We start from the raw sequence: 21,266 nt of genomic DNA on the forward strand, positions 1-21,266 counted from the left end.
AAGGATCGTGAGGCCTCCTTTCCGGTCTTCATGCGGTCATGGTCACAGCGAACTGATCTGCGGGCAAACGATTTTCGTGGACGACCCCCATGTCCATGTCCCGCGCCGTGTGGGCCGGGCCCATGGCCGGACGGGGTGACGGGACAGGACGATGTGGCGCTGCGCCCGTCTTCCCGCAGTGAACCCGGAGGCTTCCCATGCGCCCGTCCAGAGGCGTCCCGCTCGTCGCCGCACTTCTCATGGCGCTGACCACCGTCGGCTCCGCGGGCGCCGAGGCCCGTGCCCCTGAGGCCGGTCCTTGCGCTCGGCAGGACCGGCCCGCCGTACCGGGGCCGGTACATCAACGCGTGGCCTGCCTGCCCGACTTGACCACCGCGGGGCTGGCCGGCACCGCGTACACCGACATGGCCGACCAGGTGGGACTGTCCGCGAAGGGGACGAAGAACCCCTCCGGGGTGCCGGGCACGCAGATCGACGGCTACTTCCCCGACGATTCGCGCTTCAACACCACTCACGGGTGGCGGCACGACGCGCAGTTCGTCATCCGGATGCCCGATCGCTGGAACGGCGGTCTGGTCGTCACGGGTGCGCCCGGCACCCGCAAGCAGTACGCGACCGATGCCCTCATCTCCGACCACGTGCTGGCTCAGGGGTACGCGTACGCGGCGACCGACAAGGGGAACAGCGGCCCCGACTTCTACAGGGACGGCAAAAGGCCCGGCGACGCGGTGGCGGAGTGGAACCGGCGTACCACGGAACTGACACGCGCGGCACGCAGGACCGTCGCGCAGTGGTACGGGCAAGCGCCCCGGCGTACCTACATGACGGGCATCTCCAACGGCGGCTATCTGACGCGCTGGCAGCTGGAGAACCATCCCGCGCTCTACGACGGCGGGGTGGACTGGGAGGGCGCCCTGTGGACCGCCGAGGGCGGTGGTCTCCTCGGCTCCCTGCCGGTCACGGTGGCCCGCAGCCTGGGCCGGGCCAAGGACGAGGATCTTCTGAAGGCCGGTTTCGCGCCGGGTTCGCAGTTCCTGTGGCCGTACCACGAGAAGGCGTACTGGGGCCTGACCCAGAAGATCTACCGCGCGGAGTTCGACCCGTCGTACGACCCGGCCTGTCCGGGGCCCTCGGCCGGTGCGACGCTGCCGGAGATCCTCGCGCCCTGTGCGTCGGACGCGGAGTACGACTACGCCGCGCGCCCGGACTCCGTACACCGCGCGGTCGGGCGGGTCGCGCTGACGGGACGGATCGGCAAGCCGCTGATCACGCTGCACGGTGACCTGGACACGCTGCTGCCGATCGCCACGGACTCCGACGTGTACGAGCGGATGGTGACCGAGCGCGGCCGCTCCCGGCTGCACCGCTACTACACCGTCGAGGGCGGCACGCATGTCGACTCGCTCTACGACACGTATCCGGAGCGGTTGCGGCCGGTCCTGCCCTGCTACCGCTCCGCGTTCACGGCGCTCGTGGCGTGGGTGGAGGACGGCAGCGCTCCGCCCGCGGACCGGACGGTCGGCAGGCCCGCGGGCGGTGGTGATGTGGTCAACTCCTGCGCGCTGAGCTGAGCGGGCTCAGACGCGGTCCAGGGGGCGGTGCGGTTCCGCCGGCAGGACGGCCTCGATCCGGTCGCCGGGCCGTACGGCACCGCCCACCTTGACGACGCTCATGATCCCGGCCTTGCGCACGATGTTGCCCTCCGCGTCGCGGCCGACGACCTGCTTCAGGAGACCGTCCTGGAAGGCATCGATCTGCAGGCACGGGTTGCGCAGGCCGGTGACCTCGACGACCGCTTCCGCACCGATGTGCAGCAGGGTGCCTTCGGGGAGTCCGAGCAGGTCGATTCCGCTGGTGGTGATGTTCTCGCCGAGCTGGCCGGGCTCGACCGTGAAGCCCTCCTGGAGCAGCTCGCCGAACAGCTCCTCGTGTATGAGGTGGACCTGGCGCAGGTTCGGCTGGGTGGGGTCCTGCGCGACGCGGGAACGGTGCTTGACCGTCGTCCCCGCGTGCACGTCGCCTTCCACGCCGAGCCCGGCCAGCAGCGTGATGCTGTCGCGGTTGGGCTTGGTGAATGAGTACTCGCCGTTGCTGCTGACCGCCGTTACGGTGCCGCCCATGTACGGAACTCCCCTCGACCGTGCTGGTACTTGATCCTTCCAGGACCCTATCCCGGCACGGTTCCGGGCCGGGTCAGCGGCCGATCTCCTTGCGCGTGACCCGGCGCAGCCTGCGGCGCTGCGAGTTGTCCAGCAGCAGGTACGCCGCGACGGGCACACCGATCATGACGAGCAGGGCGGGCCAGAACCCGACCAGCCAGATCAGGGCGATCCCCACCACCACGCCACCGGCGGCGACCTTCGCGCTCTTCGACATCTTCGACGCCTCCTTCGCGGCTGTTGCCGCTTTCATGCTCCGGTAACGTGCGCGCCCGCGCCACAGTTCCGCCGCACGAACGCTAGACGGCCGCGTCCTGCTCGCTCCCTCCGGCCCTGTCGGTCCTGCTGGTCCTGTCGGCCCTGAGCGGTGCGCCGACGTCGTGCATGTGCGTCAGTGCCTGCCGGTAGGAGTCGATCAGTCCGGTCTCCGCGTACGGCACACCCAGAGCCGCGCAGTGCGCACGCACCAGCGGCTGGACGACCCGCAGGTTGGGGCGCGCCATGCTCGGGAAGAGGTGGTGCTCTATCTGGTAGTTCAGGCCGCCGAGGAACCAGTCGGTGAGCATCCCGCCGCGCACGTTGCGTGAGGTCACGACCTGCCGGCGCAGGTGCCCCCAGCGCTCGCCGTCGGGGTCGGGCATTTCCATCCCCTTGTGGTTGGGCGCGAACGCCATCCCCAGGTGGAGGCCGAACAGCGCGTGGTGCACCAGCGCGAACACAGCGGCCTTGCCCGGCCGAGCAGCAGATTGCTGTGGACGAGGCTGATCACCAGGCTCACCCTGCGGTCGCCGGTTATCTGCGCGTGTCCCGCGTCGTGGCCGACGAAGGCGGTACGGGCCCACAGTACGGTCAGGGGCAGGGCGAGCGGCAGCGTCCACCAGGAGTCGCCGATGAGCACCAGGCCGGTGACGACGGCGGCCATGGCGAGCAGATTGGCCGCGATTCCCCGCGCGTACCAGCCGGTGCGTCGCTCCAGGAGTCCTTGCTCTCTGGCGCTGCGCAGGAGCGGGGCGAAGTCGCTCCCCGTGGTGCCTGTCGTGGGTTGCGCGACTGTGGCGGCCTGGGGCATAGGGGTCTCCGTTGAAACGCCGGACGTGAGGAGTCCCCGTCGATCCGGTGGTCGCTTTCCGCCGGATGACGGCTCCCGCACTGCGAACACCGCCGGGCGTCCTTAGTCTTTGTTCACGGAAGTGTGTGTTCGCCGCAGTGTCTGTTCACGGAGCGCTGTCTGTCGGTGAAGCACCGCGAGGCGTGACCCGACGGGGCGCCACACGGGTGCCCGACCGTCCGAACCCGGAGGAGCCCCCATGCCCGAGCTGTTCATCGGTGGCACATGGACCGCCGCCGTCGACGGGCAGGTCCGCGAGATCCGTTGCCCCGCCGACGGCACCCTGGTGGCGACCGTCGACGAAGCGGGCCCGAAGGACGTCTCGGCGGCGATCGCCGCGGCCCGTGACGCCTTCGACCGCGGCCCCTGGCCGACGGCCCCGGCCGACGAGCGCGGGCAGCTCCTGCTGCGCGTCGCCGACCTGCTGGAACGCGACAAGGACGCGTTCGCGCGAGCCGAATCCCTGGACACCGGGAAGCGGCTCGTCGAGAGCGAGTACGACATGGACGACATCGCCCACTGTTTCCGCTACTTCGGCAACCTGACGGCCTCCGGCGGCTCCGACCGGATCGTCGACACCGGCAACACGGACGTGGACAGCAGAGTCGTGCACGAACCGGTCGGCGTCTGCGCGCTGATCACCCCATGGAACTATCCGCTGCTGCAGACCGCCTGGAAAGTCGCTCCGGCGATCGGGGCGGGCAACACGTTCGTACTCAAGCCCAGCGAGCTGACCCCCCACACCGCCATCATGCTGATGAAGCTGCTGGCCGAGGCCGGGCTGCCCGACGGAGTCGCCAACCTCGTCCTGGGCGCCGGGCCGACCGCGGGTGCGCCCCTGAGCGAGGACCCGCGCGTCGACATGGTGTCGTTCACCGGCGGGCTCGTCACCGGACGCCGCATCATGGCCGCCGCCGCCCCGACGGTGAAGAAGGTCGCCCTGGAGCTGGGCGGCAAGAACCCGAACATCGTCTTCGCCGACGCGGACTTCGAGGCCGCCGTCGACTACGCCCTGATGGCCATCTTCCTGCACTCCGGACAGGTCTGTTCGGCCGGGGCGCGGCTGCTGGTCCAGGACGACCTGCACGAGGCGTTCGTCGACGAATTGGTGCGGCGCGCGCGGGCGATCCCGCTCGGTGGCCCCTTCGACGAGAACGCCCGCAGCGGACCGCTGATCTCCGCGGCGCACCGCGACAAGGTCGAGGCGTACGTGGCGGCCGGGCTGGCCGAGGGCGCGGTACTGCGCTGCGGCGGCGCCCGGCCCGACGACCCGGCCCTTCAGGACGGCTTCTACTACCTGCCGACCGTGCTGGACGACTGCACTCCCGGGATGTCGGTGGTACGGGACGAGTCGTTCGGCCCGGTACTCACCGTCGAACGGTTCCGCGACGAGGCCGAGGCCGTCGCGCTCGCCAACGACACCTTCTACGGGCTGACCGGCGCGGTCTGGACCCAGGATGTGGCGCGGGGCCAGCGGGTGGCGTCCCGGGTGCGGGCCGGGACCGTATGGATCAATGACTTCCACCCGTACGTGCCCCAGGCCGAATGGGGCGGAATGAAACAGTCCGGCTTCGGCCGCGAGCTCGGCCCCGCCGGTCTGGCCGAGTACCAGGAGGCCAAGCACATCTGGCGGAATCTCGCACCGAGCCCGCTGAGGTGGTTCGAGTGAGTACGGACACCGGCGGAAGGGGACCGGAGGACTCCGAGCCGGAAGCCCCTGCCCGGACCCAGACCCAGCACGACGACGACGCCCTGGGCGAGCTCGGCTACCGCCCGGAACTCAAGCGCACCCTCGGCAACTTCCACACCTTCGCCGCCGGGGTCAGTTACATCTCGATCCTCACCGGCACCTTCCAGCTCTTCTACTTCGGCGTGACCTTCGGCGGTCCCGCCTACTGGTGGTCCTGGCCGATGGTCTTCGCCGGGCAGCTGATGGTGGCCCTGTGCTTCTGCGAGCTGGCCGCCCGCTATCCGGTCGCGGGTTCGGTCTACAACTGGGCCAAGACCATGGGCGGCCCGCACATCGGGTGGCTCGGCGGCTGGATGATGATGACGGCCACCATGGTGACGCTCTCCGCCGTGGCACTCGCGTACCAGATCACGCTGCCGCAGATCGACGACTGGTTCCAGTTCGTCGGTGACGGCAGCGGCAGGACCGACGCGGCGGCCAACGCCGTACTCCTCGGCTCGGTGCTCGTCCTCTTCTCCACCCTGGTCAACGCGTTCGGCGTCAAGCTCATGGCACGGATCAACTCAGCCGGGGTGTTCATCGAGCTGATCGCCGCCGTCGCCCTGATCATCTTCCTCGCGGCGCACCTCACCCGCGGGCCCGGCAGCGTCCTGACCCAGACGTACGGACTCGGCAGCGGCCAGACCCTGGGCTATTTCGGCGTCTTCCTGACCGCCTCGCTGGCCTCCGCGTATGTCATGTACGGCTTCGACACGGCGTCGTCACTCGGCGAGGAGTCCCACAACCCGGGCCGCAACGCACCCCACGCCATCCTGCGGGCCCTCGTCGCGTCCTTCCTCATCGGCGGGTTCATCCTGCTCTTCGCCCTGATGGCCGTACCCGACCTGGCGGCGAAGGAGCTGTCCACGGGCGGTTTGCAGTACGTCGTACTGGAGACCCTCGGCTCGACCATCGGCGAGATCTTCCTCTGGGCGGTGGTCGTCGCGATCACGGTCTGCGTGCTGGCCGTGCATGCCGCCGGTATCCGGCTGATGTTCGCCATGGCACGGGACAACAACCTGCCGGCGGGTTCACGGCTCGCCAGGGTCAGTCCCCGGTTCCAGACGCCCGTGGTGCCCGCGGTCCTGATCGGCTTCGTGGCGGTCGTCATCCTGGTGATCAACATCAACCAGCCGCAGATCTTCTCGGTGATCACCAGCATCGCGATCATCATGATCTACGTGGCCTACCTCCTGGTCACCGTACCCATGCTGCTCAAGCGGCTGCGCGGCGAATGGCGGCCCGTGGAAGGCAACTTCTCCCTCGGCCGGTTCGGCCTGCCGGTCAACGTCCTCGCCGTGCTGTGGGGCACCGCCATGTCGGTCAACCTCGCCTGGCCGCGCGCGGAGGTGTACAACGCGACGGGGCCGCAGCACTGGTACCTGCGGTGGGGCGCGTTCCTCTTCATCGGCATCGTCGCGCTCGGCGGTTTCGCCTACTACTGGTTCGTACAGCGGCACAAGACGGGCGTGCTCGACGAGCACCGCTTCCAGGCCGCGGACACCACTGCGCCACCGTCGGCCGCCCCCTGACCGCCCATCCGCCGATCCGCCGATCCACTGATCCTGGAGACGCAATGCCCTCAGCAAGCCCCCTGCCCGAGTACGACTATGTCGTCGTCGGAGGCGGTACCGCAGGCGCCGTCGTCGCCGCGCGGCTGACCGAGGACCCGGACGTGACCGTCTGCGTCGTGGAGGCCGGGCCTTCGGACGTCGGCGACGACAACATCCTGCGGCTCGACCGGTGGATGGCCCTGCTGGAGTCCGGTTACGACTGGGACTACCCGGTGGAACCTCAGGAGAACGGCAACAGCTTCATGCGGCACGCCCGCGCCAAGGTGCTCGGCGGCTGTTCCTCGCACAACTCCTGCATCGCTTTCTGGCCACCGGCCGAGGACCTCGACGAGTGGGGCGCGCTCGGCTGTACGGGCTGGAGTGCCGCGGACTGCTTCCCCCTCTACCAGCGCCTGGAGACCAACGAGGCGCCCGGTGACCACCACGGCCGCTCGGGCCCGGTGACGATCCGTACCGTTCCGCCGAAGGACCCGTGTGGCGCGGCTCTGCTCGAAGCCTGTGTGGCAGCCGGCATTCCGATCACGCCGTTCAACACCGGTAGGACGGTGGTGCGCGGCGCCCACTGGTTCCAGATCAACTCCCGGCCCGACGGGACCCGTTCGTCCGCCTCGGTCTCGTACCTCCACCCGGTCCTCGGGAAGCGGCCGAACCTGGAGGTACGTACGGGACTGCAGGCCAGGCGCCTGCTGTTCGACGACGGCGACGGTCGCACCGGCCGACGCTGCACGGGCGTGGAGTACCTGCAGCCCGACACCATTCACACCGGGGCGGTCGCGGCCCGCCGTGAGGTCATCGTGGCCTGCGGCGCCATCGACTCGCCGAAACTGCTGATGCTGTCCGGTATCGGGCCCGCCGAGCACCTGCGGGACTGCGGCGTCGACGTACGGGTGGACTCCCCCGGCGTCGGCTCCCATCTCCAGGACCACCCGGAAGGCGTGATCATGTGGGAGGCCAAGCAGCCCATGGTCACCTCCTCCACCCAGTGGTGGGAGATCGGCATCTTCGTGGACACCGAACCGGGCCTGGACCGCCCCGACCTGATGTTCCATTACGGCTCGGTGCCGTTCGACCTGAACACGTACCGGCGCGGCTATCCGACGACGGACAACGCCTTCTGTCTGACGCCGAACGTCACCCGGGCGCGCTCGCTGGGGACGGTCCGGCTGCGTAGCCGCGACTCCCGGGACAAGCCGAAGGTCGACCCGCGCTACTTCACCCACGAACACGACATCCGCGTGATGACGCACGGGCTGCGGCTCGCCCGCGAGATCACCGCCCAGGCGCCGATGGCGGACTGGACGGGTGCCGAGCTCGCGCCAGGCCCGGACGCCGCGACCGACGAGGAGCTGTTCGCGTACATCCGCGAGACGCACAACACCGTCTACCACCCGGCGGGCACCGTCCGGATGGGCGCGGCGGACGACGCCGGCTCGCCGCTCGACCCGCAGTTGCGGGTCAAGGGCGTCACGGGGCTGCGGGTGGCGGACGCGTCAGTGATGCCGTTCCTGACGACGGCCAACCCGTGCATCACCACGATGATGATCGGCGAGAAGTGCGCCGACATGCTCAAGGCGACCAAGGGGCCCTCCGTCGCGGGCTGATTCCCCCACGGGTCACCCGCCCGCGACCGGCCCGGTGAAATCGCCGTGCAGCGTGGCCCTTTCGCCGTTTGTCCGCGCTGTCGCGGACGCGCTGAACGTATCGTCTCCCGCGTCCCGGGCGCCCTCCGCGTGGTTGTACTGGCCGGCGAAGACGTGCTGTCCGGCGGGGACCATACGGCCGGCCTTGAGGGACCAGCGGAAGACAAGGGCGCCGTTCTCCTCGCGTACGGAGACGGTGAAGTCGCCGGCCGGCAGAGAGCGCCAACTACCGGTGTCCGCGACACCGCCTGTCTGGGTGACGCTCAGTTCAACCGTGAGCGCGGTGAGGGGCTGCTGCGTCTTCAGCCTTACGTTGCTCTGTGCCCAGTAGCGATTGCTGTGCGGGTCCACCAAGCCGTCGGCCCGCAGGTAGTCGTGCTCGGCCCGGTCCGCACCGGTCGCCGGCGGGGCCGGGGTCAGGGCCGGAGGCGGCGGCGCGATGGAGTGCGTGGGCCTCTCGTCCCGCGTCGCGGAAGCCACCGCGTAGCCGCCGGCCACCAGCAGCCCTGCCACGGCGGCCGTCGCGCCCGTGATGCGGAGCCAGGACGCCGAGGCCCCGGCGTGACGGTCCGACGGGCCGGGCCGGCCCGGTGTCATGGCGCGCTCCACCCTGGCGAGCATGCGCGCGCGGTCGGGCCGGTGCGCCTCGGCCGCTTCGCGCAGCTGCCGGCGGAGCTCGTCCATCAGTACCTCTCTCCCACGAGTTCCGCGGCGGTATCGCTGCCCAGCAGCTTCTCCAGTTGCGCCACGCCCTTCGACGTCTGGCTCTTCACCGTACCGACCGAGACGCCGAGAGCCAGCGCCGTGTCCCGCTCGGAGAGGTCGAAGGCGTGGCGGAGCACCACGCAGGCGCGTTTGCGGAACGGCAGGGTGCGCAGCGCCTGCTGGACGTCGACGACCGCCGGTACGTCCGGGCCGTCCGCGTACTCGGCGCGCTGCGGCCAGCAGAGCGCGACCCGGCGACGCTCCCGTACGGCGCTGCGGATACGGCTGCGCGCGAGGTTGGCGACGACACCCCGTGCGTACGCCGCGGGGTGATCGGCGGCACGTACCCGGTCCCAGCGGTGCCAGAGCGCGACCAGCGCGTCGGCCGCCAGGTCGTCGGCCGCGTCGGCGTCCCCCGTCAGGAGGTGAGCGAGGCGGGCGAGTCCGGCGTGGTGTCGCTCGAAGAAGTCATGGAACTCCACGGCGGCATCCGGCGCACCTGCGTCCACGGGTGTCCTCCCCCTGCCCTGCGTAAAGGTTCGCTCGCGAGTACGTATTTGTTTGGTGCCCTGCTTAATTGTGCGCCGGTTTCTCTGGTCCGGAGACGCGGCGTCACGTAATTTGTTCGTCGCACGACCAAAATGGTGCCGGAGAACGGCAGCCGCCCTGCCTCGCCTGATCCCACGAGGAAACACTGTGAAGTTCACCGACGGCTTCTGGCTCATGCGCGAAGGCGTGCACGCCTCATACGCCACCGAAGTCCGCGATCTGCATGTCAGTTCCGACCACGTCACCGCGTACGCCGCCGTCAGACGCGTCGAGCACCGCGGCGCCACGCTCAACACCCCGCTCATCACGGTCGAGTGCTTCTCGCCGGCCGAGGGTGTCATCGGTGTACGCGCCACCCATCACGCGGGGAAGGCCCATCACGGGCCCGACTTCGAGCTGCCCGGCGCGGACGCGGGCTCGGCTGCCACCACCCGGCGGGACGGCACGGTCACCGAGCTGACGAGCGGGCCGCTGACCTTGCGGCTCGACACGGCTCGGCCATGGGGGCCGGTTTTCCTCGACGGGCAGGGGCGCAGGCTCACCGGCGTCGAGACCAAAGGCACCGCGTTCGCGACGACCCCGGACGGCGGGCACCACATGGTCGCCCAACTCGCCCTCGGGGTCGGCGAGAACATCTACGGGCTCGGCGAGCGTTTCACCCCGTATCTGAGGAACGGCCAGAGCCTCGATCTCTGGCAGGCCGACGGCGGAACGAGCAGTGAACAGGCGTACAAGAACGTGCCGTTCTATCTGTCCTCGCGCGGCTACGGCGTCTTCGTCAACCATCCCGGCAAGGTCTCCTTCGAGGTCGGCTCGGAGTCGGTCGGGCAGGTGCAGTTCAGCGTCGAGGACCAGTCGCTGGAGTACTACGTCGTCGCGGGGCCCACACCCAAGGACGTTCTCTCCCGCTACACCGCCCTGACCGGCCGGCCCGCGCTGCCGCCCGCCTGGTCGTTCGGGCTGTGGCTGACCACGTCCTTCTGCACGGCGTACGACGAGGAGACGGTCACGTCGTTCGTGGACGGCATGGCGGAGCGGGAGATCCCGCTGTCCGTCTTCCACTTCGACTGCTTCTGGATGCGCGAATACCAGTGGTCGGACTTCCAGTGGGACCCCGAGGTCTTCCCGGATCCGGACGGCATGCTGGCCCGGCTCAAGGAGCGGGGACTGCGGATCAGCATGTGGATCAACCCGTACATCGCACAGAAGTCCACGCTGTTCGCGGAGGGGGCCGAGGCCGGCTATCTGGTGCGGCGGGCCAACGGCGACATCTGGCAGTGGGACCTGTGGCAGCCCGGCATGGCGCTGGTGGACTTCACCAATCCGGCCGCCCGCGAGTGGTACGCGGGCAAGTTGCGGGCGCTGCTCGACCAGGGCGTGGACTGCTTCAAGACGGACTTCGGCGAGCGCGTGCCGACGGATGCGGTGTGGCACGACGGCTCCGACCCCGAGCGGATGCACAACTACTACACGCACCTCTACAACCGGACGGTCTTCGAGCTCCTGGAGAAGGAGCGCGGCGGCGGCGAAGCGGTGCTCTTCGCGCGCTCGGCGACCGCGGGCGGGCAGCAGTTCCCGGTGCACTGGGGCGGCGACTGCTTCGCCTCCTTCAACGCGATGCCGAGTCGCTGCGCGGCGGTCTGTCGCTCAGTCTGTCCGGCTTCGGCTTCTGGAGCCATGACATCGGCGGCTTCGAGGGGACGCCCGACCCGGACGTCTTCAAGCGGTGGCTCGCTTTCGGGCTGCTGTCCTCGCACAGCAGGCTGCACGGGAATGTGTCGTACCGGGTGCCGTGGGCGTTCGGCGAGGAAGCGGTGGATGTGGCGCGCCGGTTCACGCTGCTCAAGCACCGGCTGATGCCGTATCTGTACGGGGCGGCCGTCGAGGCACACCGGACGGGCGTGCCCGTGATGCGGCCGATGCTGCTGGAGTTCCCGGACGACCCGGCGTGCCGGCCGCTGGACCGGCAGTACATGCTCGGTCCGGATCTGCTGGTCGCGCCCGTCTTCAGCGCGGACGGATCGGTCGAGTACTACGTTCCGTCCGGTACGTGGACGCATCTGCTGACCGGTGAGACGGTGACCGGTCCGGTGTGGCGGCAGGAGACGTACGGCTTCGACAGCCTGCCGCTGTTCGTGCGGCCGGGGGCGGTGCTGCCGCTGGGCGCGGACGACCAGCGGCCGGACGGGGACTGGCTGGAGGGGCTGACCCTGCGGCTGTACGCGCCGCCGGCCTCGCTCGCGTGCGTGGTGACGGTGCCGGACCAGGCGGGTGCGGATGCGGCGGTGTTCCGGATCGTGCGCGAGGGTGACCGCGTGCGGGTCGCGGCGCAGGGGTCGGCGCGGCCGTTCCGGGTGGAGTGGGGTGACTCGGCCGCGGAGGGCTCGGGCGAGGTGACGCTTCCGGTGGCGTGAGGCGGCCGCGGGGGTGACGGTGGCGTGACTGCGGCGCTTTCCCCACCCGCCCGTTTCCCGAGACCGGGGCTCCGCCCCGGACCCCGCTCCTCGAACGCCGGAGGGGCTGGATGGTGCCGCACCATCCAGCCCGTCAGACGTCAGGCCGTGAAGTTGATCTCGGCCAGGCGGATCGGGCCGCGCAGTTCCGCCCGGATCTCCTGGATCCCGGACACCTCGATCGCGGCGCGCAGTACCTCGTAGGCGTACGGGCCGCCGGTCACCGGGACCTCCAGGGACGCCAGGGGGGATCCGTCCGCCAGGGTGAGGGTCACGGCGCCGGGCGCCGCCGCCGATACCGTGACCGAGACCTCCGCCGCGCCGGCGCCGAAGCGGCAGTCCCGGAAGACGAGTTCGCCCGTACGGCCCCCGGCCACCGGGGCCACCGCGTCGCCCGACACCTTCGACCGGTCCACGATCCGCGTGCCGCGCTGCTCGTCGTAGTCCGCCGCCGCGAGGCCCGCCGCCATGACCGGGCGCGGGACGGGCGCCTCGGCGTCGATGCGTACGGTGGCCGTACCGCGGATGTCCGTACTGGAAGCGCCGGCCAGGAACGCGTAACGACCGGCATCGACCGTCCAGCGGCCGTGCGCCACGTCCCAGAAGCCGAGCGCGGAGACGGGGACCTCGAACTCCAACCGCCGTACGGCGCCGGGCGTGAGATGGATGCGGCGGTGGCCGGCCAGTTCACGGGACGGGCGCGGTACGCGCGCGTCGAGTGCTCGTACGTACAGCTGCGTGACCTCGTCCGCGGCGACGGAGCCCGTGTTGGTGACGGTCAGGGCGACCCGCACCGCATCTCCTCGACAGCGGCGGACACGTCCGCGTAGGTGAAGGAGGAGTACGACAGGCCGTGGCCGAAGGGGAAGAGGGGGGTTCCGTCGTAGTAGAGGTACGTCTGGCGGCTGCCGATGATGTCGTAGTCGAGCAGCCCCGGCAGGTCGGAATCGGCGGCGTACCAGGTCTGCGGCAGCCGCCCGGCCGGGGACACGTCACCGGCGAGCACACGCGCGAGGGCCGTGCCCGACGCCTGGCCGCCGTGTGCCGTCCACACCAGCGCCGGCAGTTCGGTGGCGGCTTCGGGGACGGCGTACGGGTACGACGAGACGAGCACGAGCGCGGTGCACGGGTTGGCGGCGCGGGCGGCGCGCCACAGCCGTTCCTGGTGGTCCGGCAGGGCGAGTGTGACGCGGTCCTCGGTCTCGCGGCCGTTGATGTGCGGGTCGTTGCCGCCGACCACGATCACCACATCGGCGGCCGCCGCGACACGGGCGACGGCCTCCTGCCCGTGCTCCACGACGTCGACCGAAAAGATCTCACCCTCGTCGGCAACCTTGACGCCGTCGGCGGCGACAGAGACGTAACCACCCGTCGCGATGTGCTTGAGGACATGCCCGCTGCCATGAGGTTCGAGCCGGAAGGTCTCCTGGACGACCCAGCCGCCGGGCTGGTCCGCGGAGGCCCGTACGAACCCGTCGTCGGCCACCGAGAGGTAGCGGGCGTCCGGAGCACGCAGGGTCAGCACTCCGCCGCCCCAGTCGGTCAGTGCGAACTCGGTGCCCTCGGCGGCGGCGTCGACGGTGAGCGGCGGGAGGTCGGTGCGGCCGGTGAGCAGCGCCGGGTCCAGCGCGCCCTCGGCTCCGCGTACCTCGGCCGGCGCGTCGCCGGCCGGAACGTACAGCGCGCCGGCGGCGCAGCGCAGCCGTACCCGGTCCGCGCCTTGCGCGTACGTCACCCGCTGCGGGCCGAATCGTTCCCGCAGGCCGTCGAGCGGCGTCGAGCTGCGGATCAGGGTGCCGCTGTACCAGTCGAGTTTGCACTCGTCGGCGAGTGGTCCGACGACGGCGATACGCGGCTCGGCGGCGGGGTCGAGAGGCAGCAGGCCGTCGTTCTTCAGGAGGACCGCCGCCTGTTCGGCGGCCTCCTGCGCGAGCCGGCGGTGGGCGGGCGTGTCGAAGTCCGTCACGTGCGCGTGCGGGTCGAGGTCCGGGTCGAACTCGCCGAGGGCGAGGCGTACGTGGAGCTGGCGGCGGACGGCCGCGTCGATGACGGGCTCACCGATCAGGCCCTGGTCCAGGGCGGCACGTACCCGGGCGACGATCGTCGACGCGTCCGTGCCGTGGTCGGTGAAGCTGTCGACGCCCGCCAGCAGCGCCGCGGCCGTGGCTTCCTCGTGGGTGTCGAAATAGTGCTCCGCGTCAACGAGGTTGCTGGGCGCGCCGGCGTCGGAGCACACCAGCAGCTCCTGCTGCGTCCACGTGCGCAACTCCTCGCGCAGATACGGCGAAAGGTGGTTCGGGCGCCCGTTGACCAGGTTGTACGCGGGCATCACACCGGCCACGGCGCCGGCCTCGACGGCCGCGCGGAAGGCGCGCAGATCGTACTCGTGCAGCACACGGGGCCTGACGGAGGCGGACGAGGTGGCCCGGTCGGTCTCGTTGTTGTGCGCGAGCCAGTGCTTGAGCACCGGCGCGGTGCGCCAGTAGTGGGGGTGGTCGCCGCGCAGGCCGCGGGTGTACGCGACGGCGATCGCGGAGGTCAGACCGGGGTCCTCGGAGTAGCCCTCCTCGCCCCGGCCCCACAGCGGGTTGCGGAGCAGATTGACGGTGGGGGCCCACACGTTGAGGCCGATGCGGTCGTCGTGCGCGCGCATGGCGCGCGCTTCGCGGGAGACGGCTTCGCCGACCCGGCGCACCAGGTCCTCGTTCCAGCTCGCGCCGAGCCCGACGGCCTGCGGGAAGACGGTCGCGGGGCCGGTCCAGGCCACGCCGTGCAGAGCCTCCTGGCCGGTGCGGAAGGCCGGCAGGCCGAGCCGGTCAACGGCTGGTCCGAACTGGTGCAGCATGGCGATCCGTTCGTCGAGCGTCAGCCGGCCGAGCAGATCGTCCGCACGCTTGGCGAAGGACAGCTGAGGGTCGCGGAAGGGCGGCTGGTGTGTTCAGACTCCGCAGCCGACCGGCGGCCTTCCGCCGGGTGTCCAGGCGCGCCATGAAGGGTTGACGCAATGACGCCGAACTCCCCCTCCACCCCGAGCCGGAGAAGCTTCCTCGCCTCCACGGCGGTCGCCGCGGCAGCGGTGGCAGGCGGCTTGCCGCCGCTCGCCGCCTGCGGCGGGCCCGCGCGGGGCGGCAAGGAAGGTGCGAGCGGGGGCAAGGCGCTCAAAGCCATCCTCCCGAAGTACGTACCGATGAACCTGGCCGACCCGGACATCCCGGGTGTCAACGGCTCCAGCGCCGGCTACACCAAGCTGCCCGACCCCTTGGCGACTTCGGTCAAGGGGAAACCCGGCAAGGGCGGCACCTTGAAGGCCATGACCCCCATCTGGGGAACGGTGCCCAAGAAGGACAACGCCTACTACACGGCCGTGAACAACGCTCTTGGCGCCACTGTCCGGTTCGACCCGCAGGACGGCAACACATACCAGGAGAAAATCGGCGCCGTACTCGCGGGGTCCGACATCGCGGACATCGTCACGATCCCCGGCTGGAACATGCAGGGCCAGATCCGCAACGCGATCGTCAGCAAGTTCGCCGACCTGGGTCCGTATCTCCCCGGCGACAAGGTCGAGAAGTACCCGAACCTGGCCAACATCCCCACCGGGGCGTGGCAGATGTCCGTCTTCGGCGGCAAGCTGCGCGGACTGCCGATGCCCTCGCCGGTCATCGGCAACGCGATCTTCTACCGGAAGGACCTCCTCGACGAGCTCGGCGCGACGCTGCCCACCAGCGCCGGTGAACTGCTCGCCTTCGGCAAGGAGTACACCGACGCCAAGAGGAAGCGGTGGGCCTTCGACGATCTGTGGACCTGCATCCAGAAGATATTCGGCCTCCTGCCCGACGCCCCCCACTACTGGCAGCTCGACGGCGACAAGCTCGTGCACAAGATCGAGACCGCCGAGTACCGGGAAGCCCTCGCCTTCGCCCGCAAGCTGCATGACGCGAGGGTGGTCCACCCCGACGCCGAGGCCAACAAGGACGCCGACGCCAAGATCCGGTCCACCAGCGGCGGCACGCTGATGTACAACGACGGCAGCGGCGTCTGGCACGGCCTGGCCTCGGAACAGGCCAAGGCCAACCCGAAGTTCGACATGCGCGCACTGGACCTCTTCAGCGCCGACGGCGGCAAGCCGGTCCTCTACCAGGACCCGCCGGCCGGGATTTTCTCCTTCATCAACAAGAACCTGCCGAAGGAGCGGATCGAGGAGCTGCTGGCCCTGGTCGACTACACCGCGGCCCCGTACGGCACCAAGGAGTTCCAGCTCATCAACTTCGGCGTCGAAGGCACCCACTACACCAAGAAGGACGGGGTCCCGGTCCGCACCGACCGTGGCATCCAGGAGGCCCAGCCCGCCACGTACCTGTTCTTCGCCTCCCCGCCCAGCGTCATCGCGTACCCCGACTTCCCCGAGGTGGTGAAGGAGTACGCGGGCTGGATGGCCCGGCAGGCTCCCCACGTCAGGAAGCCCCTCTTCTTCGGCATGCAGATCGTCGAGCCGCAGCGCTACGCCTCCCTCTACACGCCCTTCGACGACCTGCAGAAGGACATCCGGCGCGGCCGGAAGAAGGTCAGCGACATCGAGGAGGCCGTGAACACGTGGAAGAAGAGCGGCGGCGACGAACTGCGCAAGTGGTACGCCGACATCCTGGAGAAGCAGGGCTCCGGCAGGTGAAGGATCTGGAACTCGCCCGTGGCATCACCCGCCGCCAAAGGTTCCTGCGGGACCGGACGCTGCTCCTGATGACCTTGCCGGCCATCGTGCTGCTGCTTGTCTTCAACTACGTGCCGCTGCTGGGCAACGTGGTCGCGTTCCAGGAGTACGACGCCTACGGCGCGGGCATCACCGGCAGCCCGTTCGTGGGGACGTACAACTTCGAACGGCTCTTCCTGGACAACCGGTTCTGGGAAGTACTGGTGAACACCCTGGTGATCTTCTTCACCCAGCTGGTGCTCTTCTTCCCGATTCCCATCGCGCTCGCCCTGCTGCTCAACAGCGTCCTCAACGACCGGGTCAGAGCCTGGGTGCAGGGCATCATCTACCTCCCCCACTTCTTCTCCTGGGTGCTGGTCGTCACCGTCTTCCAGCAGATGCTGGGCGGCGCCGGACTCATCGCGCAGCAGTTGCGCGAGCGCGGCATCGGGGGTTTCGACCTGATGACCGACCCGGGGTTCTTCAAGTTCCTGCTCACCGCGCAGTCGGTGTGGAAGGACGCCGGGTGGGGAGTGATCGTATTCCTGGCGGCGCTCGCCGCCGTCAACAGTGAGCTGTACGAGGCGGCGGCCGTGGACGGGGCCGGGCGCTGGCGCCGCATGTGGCACGTGACGCTGCCCGCGCTGCGGCCGGTGATCGCCCTGCTGCTGGTGCTGCGCGTCGGCAGCGCCCTCAACCTCGACTTCGAGCAGATCCTGCTCCAGTGCGATCAGGTCGGGCCCGGCGCGGCGGAGGTGCTGGACACGTACATCTGGTGGACGGGCGTCAGGACCGGTGACTTCGGCTACGCGACCGCCGCCGGAATCTTCAAGGGTGTGTTCAGTGTGCTCATAGTGTTGCTGGCCAACAAGGTCGCCCACATGCTGGGTGAGCAGGGGGTGTATTCGAAACGATGACCGCCGTACTCGTGGATCCGCAGGGCGTGCGGGAAACCCCGCTGCAGCGAATAGACCGCACCGGCCGACGCCCGGTGTGGGAGGAGGAGCCGACCAGGATCGGGCAGGGCCTGAAGGGTGTGTCGCTCGTCGCGATCTGCCTGGTCGTGCTCGGGCCGCTGTGGGTCGTCCTCGTCACCAGCCTCTCGGACAAGAAGACCATCACGGAGGCCGGCGGTCTCGTCGTCTGGCCCGGCACCCTCACCTTCGAGGCGTACGAGGCCCTGCTGAGCGGTGGCGCGGTGACCCGCGCGGCGCTGGTCAGCGTCGGGCTCACCGTGGTCGGCACCCTCTTCAGCATGGCCGTGTCCGTACTGTGCGCGTACGGCCTGTCCAGAGCGGGTTCCTTCGGTCACCGGCCGCTGCTGATGCTGCTGATGGTCACCATGTTCTTCGGCGCGGGGCTCATCCCGACGTATCTGCTGGTCACCGGAATCGGGCTCCAGGACAGCTACTGGTCGATGATCCTGCCGAGCGCGATCAGCGTCTTCAACATCCTGGTGCTGCGCGCCTTCTTCATGGGCACCGCTCCCGAGCTGATCGAGAGCGCCCGCATCGACGGCGCCGGGGAGTGGCGCATCCTGTTCACGATCGTCATGCCGCTGTCCCGCGCGGTCGTCGCGGTGATCTCCCTCTTCTACGCCGTCGGCTACTGGAGCCAGTGGTTCAACGCCATGCTCTACATCCAGGACAGCGACAAGTACCCGCTCCAGATGATCCTGCGTCAGCTCGTGCTCCAGCACCAGGTACCGCCGGGCGCCATGGGTCAGGCGGTCAGGCGGTCAGGCGGTCAGCAACGGTGCGCACAGCAGTCTCGCCGTACAGATGGCCGTGATGATCCTGGCGCTGATCCCCGTCGCCGTGATGTCGCCGTTCGTCCAGAAACACTTCCAGAAGGGCATGCTGATCGGCGCCGTCAAGGGCTGATTTCCTCCCTTCCTCCCTCCCCCACCAGGAAGCGATGATGCTCTGGATGAACTACAACGGCGGTGTCGGCGCGCTCGGCACATCGCAGGGCAACGTCACCCTGGGCGGCCACACGTGGAGCGTCTACAAGGGCAACAACGGCGCCAACGAGGTCTTCTCGTTCCTGCGTACGTCGGACTCCTCGGCCGGCACGGTCAACATCCTGCCCGTCCTGCGCTGGATCAAGGACGTCAAGGGCTGGTGGGGCAACGAGACCATCGGTGACGTGCAGTTCGGTTACGAGATCACCTCGTCCTCCGGCGGCCTCGACTTCAGGACGAATTCGTTCTCCGTCAAGAGCAGCTGACCCGCGGTGACCTGAGCCGGGTCCCCGGTCACGGCCGGGGGCCCGTGCTTTCGCGCACGGTGAGCTCGGGCGCCAGCAGGACGACCTCGTCGGAGCCGCGCCCCTCGATCTTGGCGACGACCTGCTCGACCGCGTACCGTCCCAGCTCCTGAGCCGGGACGGCGACCGCGGTGAGCGGCACCGAGGCGTGCGCGGCCACCTGGTCGGGACAGATGGCCATCACCGACACGTCCTCGGGCACCGCCCGGCGCTGCTGGCGCAGCAGCGCCAGCAGCGGATCGGTGGCCGCCTCGTTCTGTACGACGAAGGCCGTGGTGCCGGGGCGCTCCTCCTGGACGCGGGCGAGGGTCGCGGCGACAGCGGCGTAACTGCCCTCGCAGGGGCGGTGGAGCAGCCGCACACCGAGTTCCCGGCCGCGCTCGCGCAGGCCGGCGAGCGTGCGCTCGGCGAAGCCGGTGTGCCGTTCGTAGACCGCCGGCGCCTCGCCGATGACGGCGATGTCGCGGTGGCCCAGACCGGCCAGATGTTCCACGCACAGGGCGCCCGCAGCGGCGAAGTCGAGGTCCACACAGCTGACGCGGGAGGGGTCGGCGGGCAGCCCGATGAGCACGGCGGGGCGGCCGGTCTCGCGCAGCAGCGGCAGCCGGTCGTCGTGCAGTTCGACGTCCATCAGGATCATCGCGTCGGCCAGTGCGCTGCCCTCGATCCTGCGCACAGCGGCCGGGCCTTCCTCGCCGGTGAGCAGCAGTACGTCGTATCCATGGGCGCGTGCGGTGGTCGCGACCGAGATGGCGATCTCCATCATCACCGGCACGTACATGTCGGTGCTCAGTGGCACCATGAGCGCGATGATGTCGGACTTGCTGCTGGCGAGCGCGCGGGCGCCCGCGTTGGGGTGGTAGCCGAGCTGGTCGATGCTGCGCTCGACCCGTTCCCTGGTGGAGGTGGAGATGGACCGCTTGCCGCTGAGGACGTAACTCACCGTGCTGGCGGAGACTCCGGCATGCTGAGCGACATCGGCAAGGGTGACCATTCGGCTCTCCAAGGCTGACCAGGTGAAGCGCTTCGACAGTGTGGGACTTCCAGCGTAATCCCAGGGCTGTCACATTTCCATAGGTGCGTCGAAGCGCTTCGACGACGCAGAACTCGATCACGGGAGGGCGGCGTGGGCCCGATCTGGCCGGATGTGGTCGGTGCCGGGCGTTGACGCGCAAGCGCTTCAACTCTACGTTCCGTTCAGTGATGTGACCGCAATCCATTGTGCCGCACAAAAGCGGCTCATTGGCCCCCTTATGTCCAAGACCGAGAACATCAGCCAGGTCGCAGAACCGAGTTCGACGCGAGTTCAATCGCTCCCCCCCACCACTCCAAGGCACCTGGAAGGGACGCATCCGCATGCGTACTCATCGACTCGCACTCATGGCCGCCGCAGCCGTACTCGCGGCCACGGCCGCTCTCCCCCAGCCCGCCGCGGCCGCCGAGACCGCCCCCGTCGGCTTCGGCGCCGGAACCACCGGCGGTGGCAGCGCCGCCCCCGTAACCGTCTCCACCCTCGCCGCTCTGCGAACGGCCGTCAGCGGCGACAGCCCCAAGACCGTCCGTGTCAGTGGACTGATATCCCTCTCCGGCCAGGTCGACATCGGATCCAACACCACGGTCGTGGGCGCCGGCGCGGGCTCGGGACTCACCGGCGGCGGGCTGCGGATCAAGGAGGAGACCAACGTCGTCGTCCGCAACCTGAACATCAGCAAACCCGTCGCGCCCGCCGGCGGCATCACCGTCCAGAAGTCCACGAAGGTGTGGATCGACCACAACTCCTTCTCCGCGGACCGCAACCAGGGCGACAAGGACTACTACGACGGCCTGCTCGACATCACGCACGCCTCGGACCACGTCACGGTCTCCTGGAACACGTTCAAGGACCACTTCAAGGGTTCCCTGGTGGGTCACAGCGACAACAACGCCGCGGAGGACACCGGGCATCTGCGCGTGACGTACCACCACAACCACTTCCGTAACGTCTACTCGCGCATCCCCAGCCTGCGCTTCGGCACCGGCCACTTCTACGACAACTACGTCGAGGGCGCCGAAACCGCCGTGCACTCCCGCATGGGCGCCCAGATGCTCGTCGAGAACAACGTCTTCCGTACGACGAAGGTCGCCGTGACCACCAGCCGCAGCAGCGACATCGACGGGTACGCCGTCCTGCGCGGCAACGATCTCGGCGGCGCGGCCACCGAGATCTCCCGCCCCGGATCGTTCACCACACCGCCCTACAGCTACACCGCGGAGCCCGCGTCATCCGTCGTCGCCTCGGTGACGAACGGGGCGGGAGCCGGGAAGATCCAGTAGTTCGGCCGGTGCGGAGCCCGGCGGCCACCGCGTGGACATTGGTTCCTGAATGGTTTCAGCAGAGCGCACGACGCGGCTGGA

At 69.5% G+C, this 21,266-nt stretch carries 12 protein-coding genes and 5 pseudogenes; 10 read left to right on the forward strand and 7 right to left on the reverse strand.

What is annotated here, in order from left to right; translation table 11 throughout:
• The first annotated feature begins 197 nt into the window (after positions 1 to 197).
• A complete protein-coding gene (locus J7E91_RS13935) occupies positions 198 to 1,571 on the forward strand; it encodes a tannase/feruloyl esterase family alpha/beta hydrolase (protein WP_214903045.1) in 1,374 nt (457 codons plus the stop codon).
• Positions 1,572 to 1,577: 6 nt separating this feature from the next.
• Here J7E91_RS13935 and J7E91_RS13940 read toward each other — a convergent pair whose 3' ends face one another.
• The 3 genes and pseudogenes from J7E91_RS13940 to J7E91_RS13950 all read right to left on the reverse strand — a co-directional run bounded on the left by J7E91_RS13940 (position 1,578) and on the right by J7E91_RS13950 (position 3,228).
• Positions 1,578 to 2,120, reverse strand: a complete 543-nt coding sequence (locus tag J7E91_RS13940; protein WP_214903048.1) for an MOSC domain-containing protein — start codon at positions 2,118 to 2,120, stop codon at positions 1,578 to 1,580.
• Between the two features lie 73 nt (positions 2,121 to 2,193).
• A complete protein-coding gene (locus tag J7E91_RS13945; protein ID WP_251015615.1) occupies positions 2,194 to 2,412 on the reverse strand; it encodes a hypothetical protein in 219 nt (72 codons plus the stop codon).
• 46 nt (positions 2,413 to 2,458) lie between these two features.
• Positions 2,459 to 3,228: pseudogene (locus tag J7E91_RS13950) on the reverse strand (acyl-CoA desaturase).
• Between the two features lie 238 nt (positions 3,229 to 3,466).
• Here J7E91_RS13950 and J7E91_RS13955 point away from each other — a divergent pair.
• From J7E91_RS13955 to J7E91_RS13965, 3 genes are read left to right on the forward strand one after another with little or no spacing between them, the layout of a single operon-like run.
• Positions 3,467 to 4,936 (forward strand): aldehyde dehydrogenase family protein, encoded by a 1,470-nt coding sequence (locus J7E91_RS13955; RefSeq protein ID WP_214903051.1) that lies wholly within the window; start codon positions 3,467 to 3,469, stop codon positions 4,934 to 4,936.
• On the forward strand, positions 4,933 to 6,528 hold the full coding sequence (locus tag J7E91_RS13960; protein ID WP_374224694.1) for an APC family permease: 1,596 nt from the start codon (positions 4,933 to 4,935) through the stop codon (positions 6,526 to 6,528). Before J7E91_RS13955 ends, J7E91_RS13960 begins: the two co-directional genes overlap by 4 nt.
• A 44-nt stretch (positions 6,529 to 6,572) precedes the next feature.
• Positions 6,573 to 8,171 carry a GMC family oxidoreductase gene (locus J7E91_RS13965; RefSeq protein ID WP_214903057.1) on the forward strand — a complete coding sequence of 533 codons (1,599 nt, stop codon included), beginning with the start codon at positions 6,573 to 6,575 and terminating at the stop codon, positions 8,169 to 8,171.
• 12 nt (positions 8,172 to 8,183) lie between these two features.
• Here J7E91_RS13965 and J7E91_RS13970 read toward each other — a convergent pair whose 3' ends face one another.
• Both J7E91_RS13970 and J7E91_RS13975 read right to left on the reverse strand, forming a co-directional pair.
• A complete protein-coding gene (locus J7E91_RS13970) occupies positions 8,184 to 8,894 on the reverse strand; it encodes a hypothetical protein (protein WP_214903060.1) in 711 nt (236 codons plus the stop codon).
• Positions 8,894 to 9,424, reverse strand: coding sequence for a SigE family RNA polymerase sigma factor (locus J7E91_RS13975; protein ID WP_214903063.1), 531 nt, complete (start codon positions 9,422 to 9,424; stop codon positions 8,894 to 8,896). Before J7E91_RS13975 ends, J7E91_RS13970 begins: the two co-directional genes overlap by 1 nt.
• A 187-nt stretch (positions 9,425 to 9,611) precedes the next feature.
• On the opposite strand from J7E91_RS13975, the pseudogene yicI reads away from it, so the two are divergent.
• Positions 9,612 to 11,878, forward strand: a pseudogene (gene yicI / locus J7E91_RS13980) (alpha-xylosidase).
• Between the two features lie 140 nt (positions 11,879 to 12,018).
• Here the strand turns inward: yicI and J7E91_RS13985 are convergent.
• Positions 12,019 to 14,825 (reverse strand): annotated as a pseudogene (locus J7E91_RS13985) (glycoside hydrolase family 3 C-terminal domain-containing protein).
• 96 nt (positions 14,826 to 14,921) lie between these two features.
• On the opposite strand from J7E91_RS13985, the gene J7E91_RS13990 reads away from it, so the two are divergent.
• The 4 genes and pseudogenes from J7E91_RS13990 to J7E91_RS14005 all read left to right on the forward strand — a co-directional run.
• The gene (locus J7E91_RS13990; protein WP_214903069.1) at positions 14,922 to 16,586 is read left to right on the forward strand and encodes an extracellular solute-binding protein; all 1,665 of its coding nucleotides are present in this window, start codon (positions 14,922 to 14,924) and stop codon (positions 16,584 to 16,586) included.
• Complete coding sequence (locus J7E91_RS13995) at positions 16,583 to 17,521, forward strand: ABC transporter permease subunit (protein ID WP_308376505.1); 939 nt, start codon at positions 16,583 to 16,585, stop codon at positions 17,519 to 17,521. Before J7E91_RS13990 ends, J7E91_RS13995 begins: the two co-directional genes overlap by 4 nt.
• Positions 17,518 to 18,487 (forward strand): annotated as a pseudogene (locus J7E91_RS14000) (carbohydrate ABC transporter permease). The gene J7E91_RS13995 and the pseudogene J7E91_RS14000 overlap by 4 nt, the downstream one beginning before the upstream one ends.
• Positions 18,488 to 18,521: 34 nt before the next feature.
• A pseudogene (locus J7E91_RS14005) lies at positions 18,522 to 18,833 on the forward strand (hypothetical protein); the annotation flags it as partial.
• 28 nt (positions 18,834 to 18,861) lie between these two features.
• On the opposite strand, the gene J7E91_RS14010 reads toward J7E91_RS14005, so the two are convergent.
• Positions 18,862 to 19,866, reverse strand: a complete 1,005-nt coding sequence (locus J7E91_RS14010; protein ID WP_214903074.1) for a LacI family DNA-binding transcriptional regulator — start codon at positions 19,864 to 19,866, stop codon at positions 18,862 to 18,864.
• 362 nt (positions 19,867 to 20,228) lie between these two features.
• On the opposite strand from J7E91_RS14010, the gene J7E91_RS14015 reads away from it, so the two are divergent.
• Positions 20,229 to 21,185 carry a polysaccharide lyase family 1 protein gene (locus tag J7E91_RS14015; protein WP_214903077.1) on the forward strand — a complete coding sequence of 319 codons (957 nt, stop codon included), beginning with the start codon at positions 20,229 to 20,231 and terminating at the stop codon, positions 21,183 to 21,185.
• The last annotated feature ends 81 nt before the right edge of the window (positions 21,186 to 21,266 follow it).

Origin of the sequence: Streptomyces sp. ISL-99 (genome assembly GCF_018614005.1) — a bacterium.
Lineage (GTDB): Bacteria > Actinomycetota > Actinomycetes > Streptomycetales > Streptomycetaceae > Streptomyces > Streptomyces flavidovirens.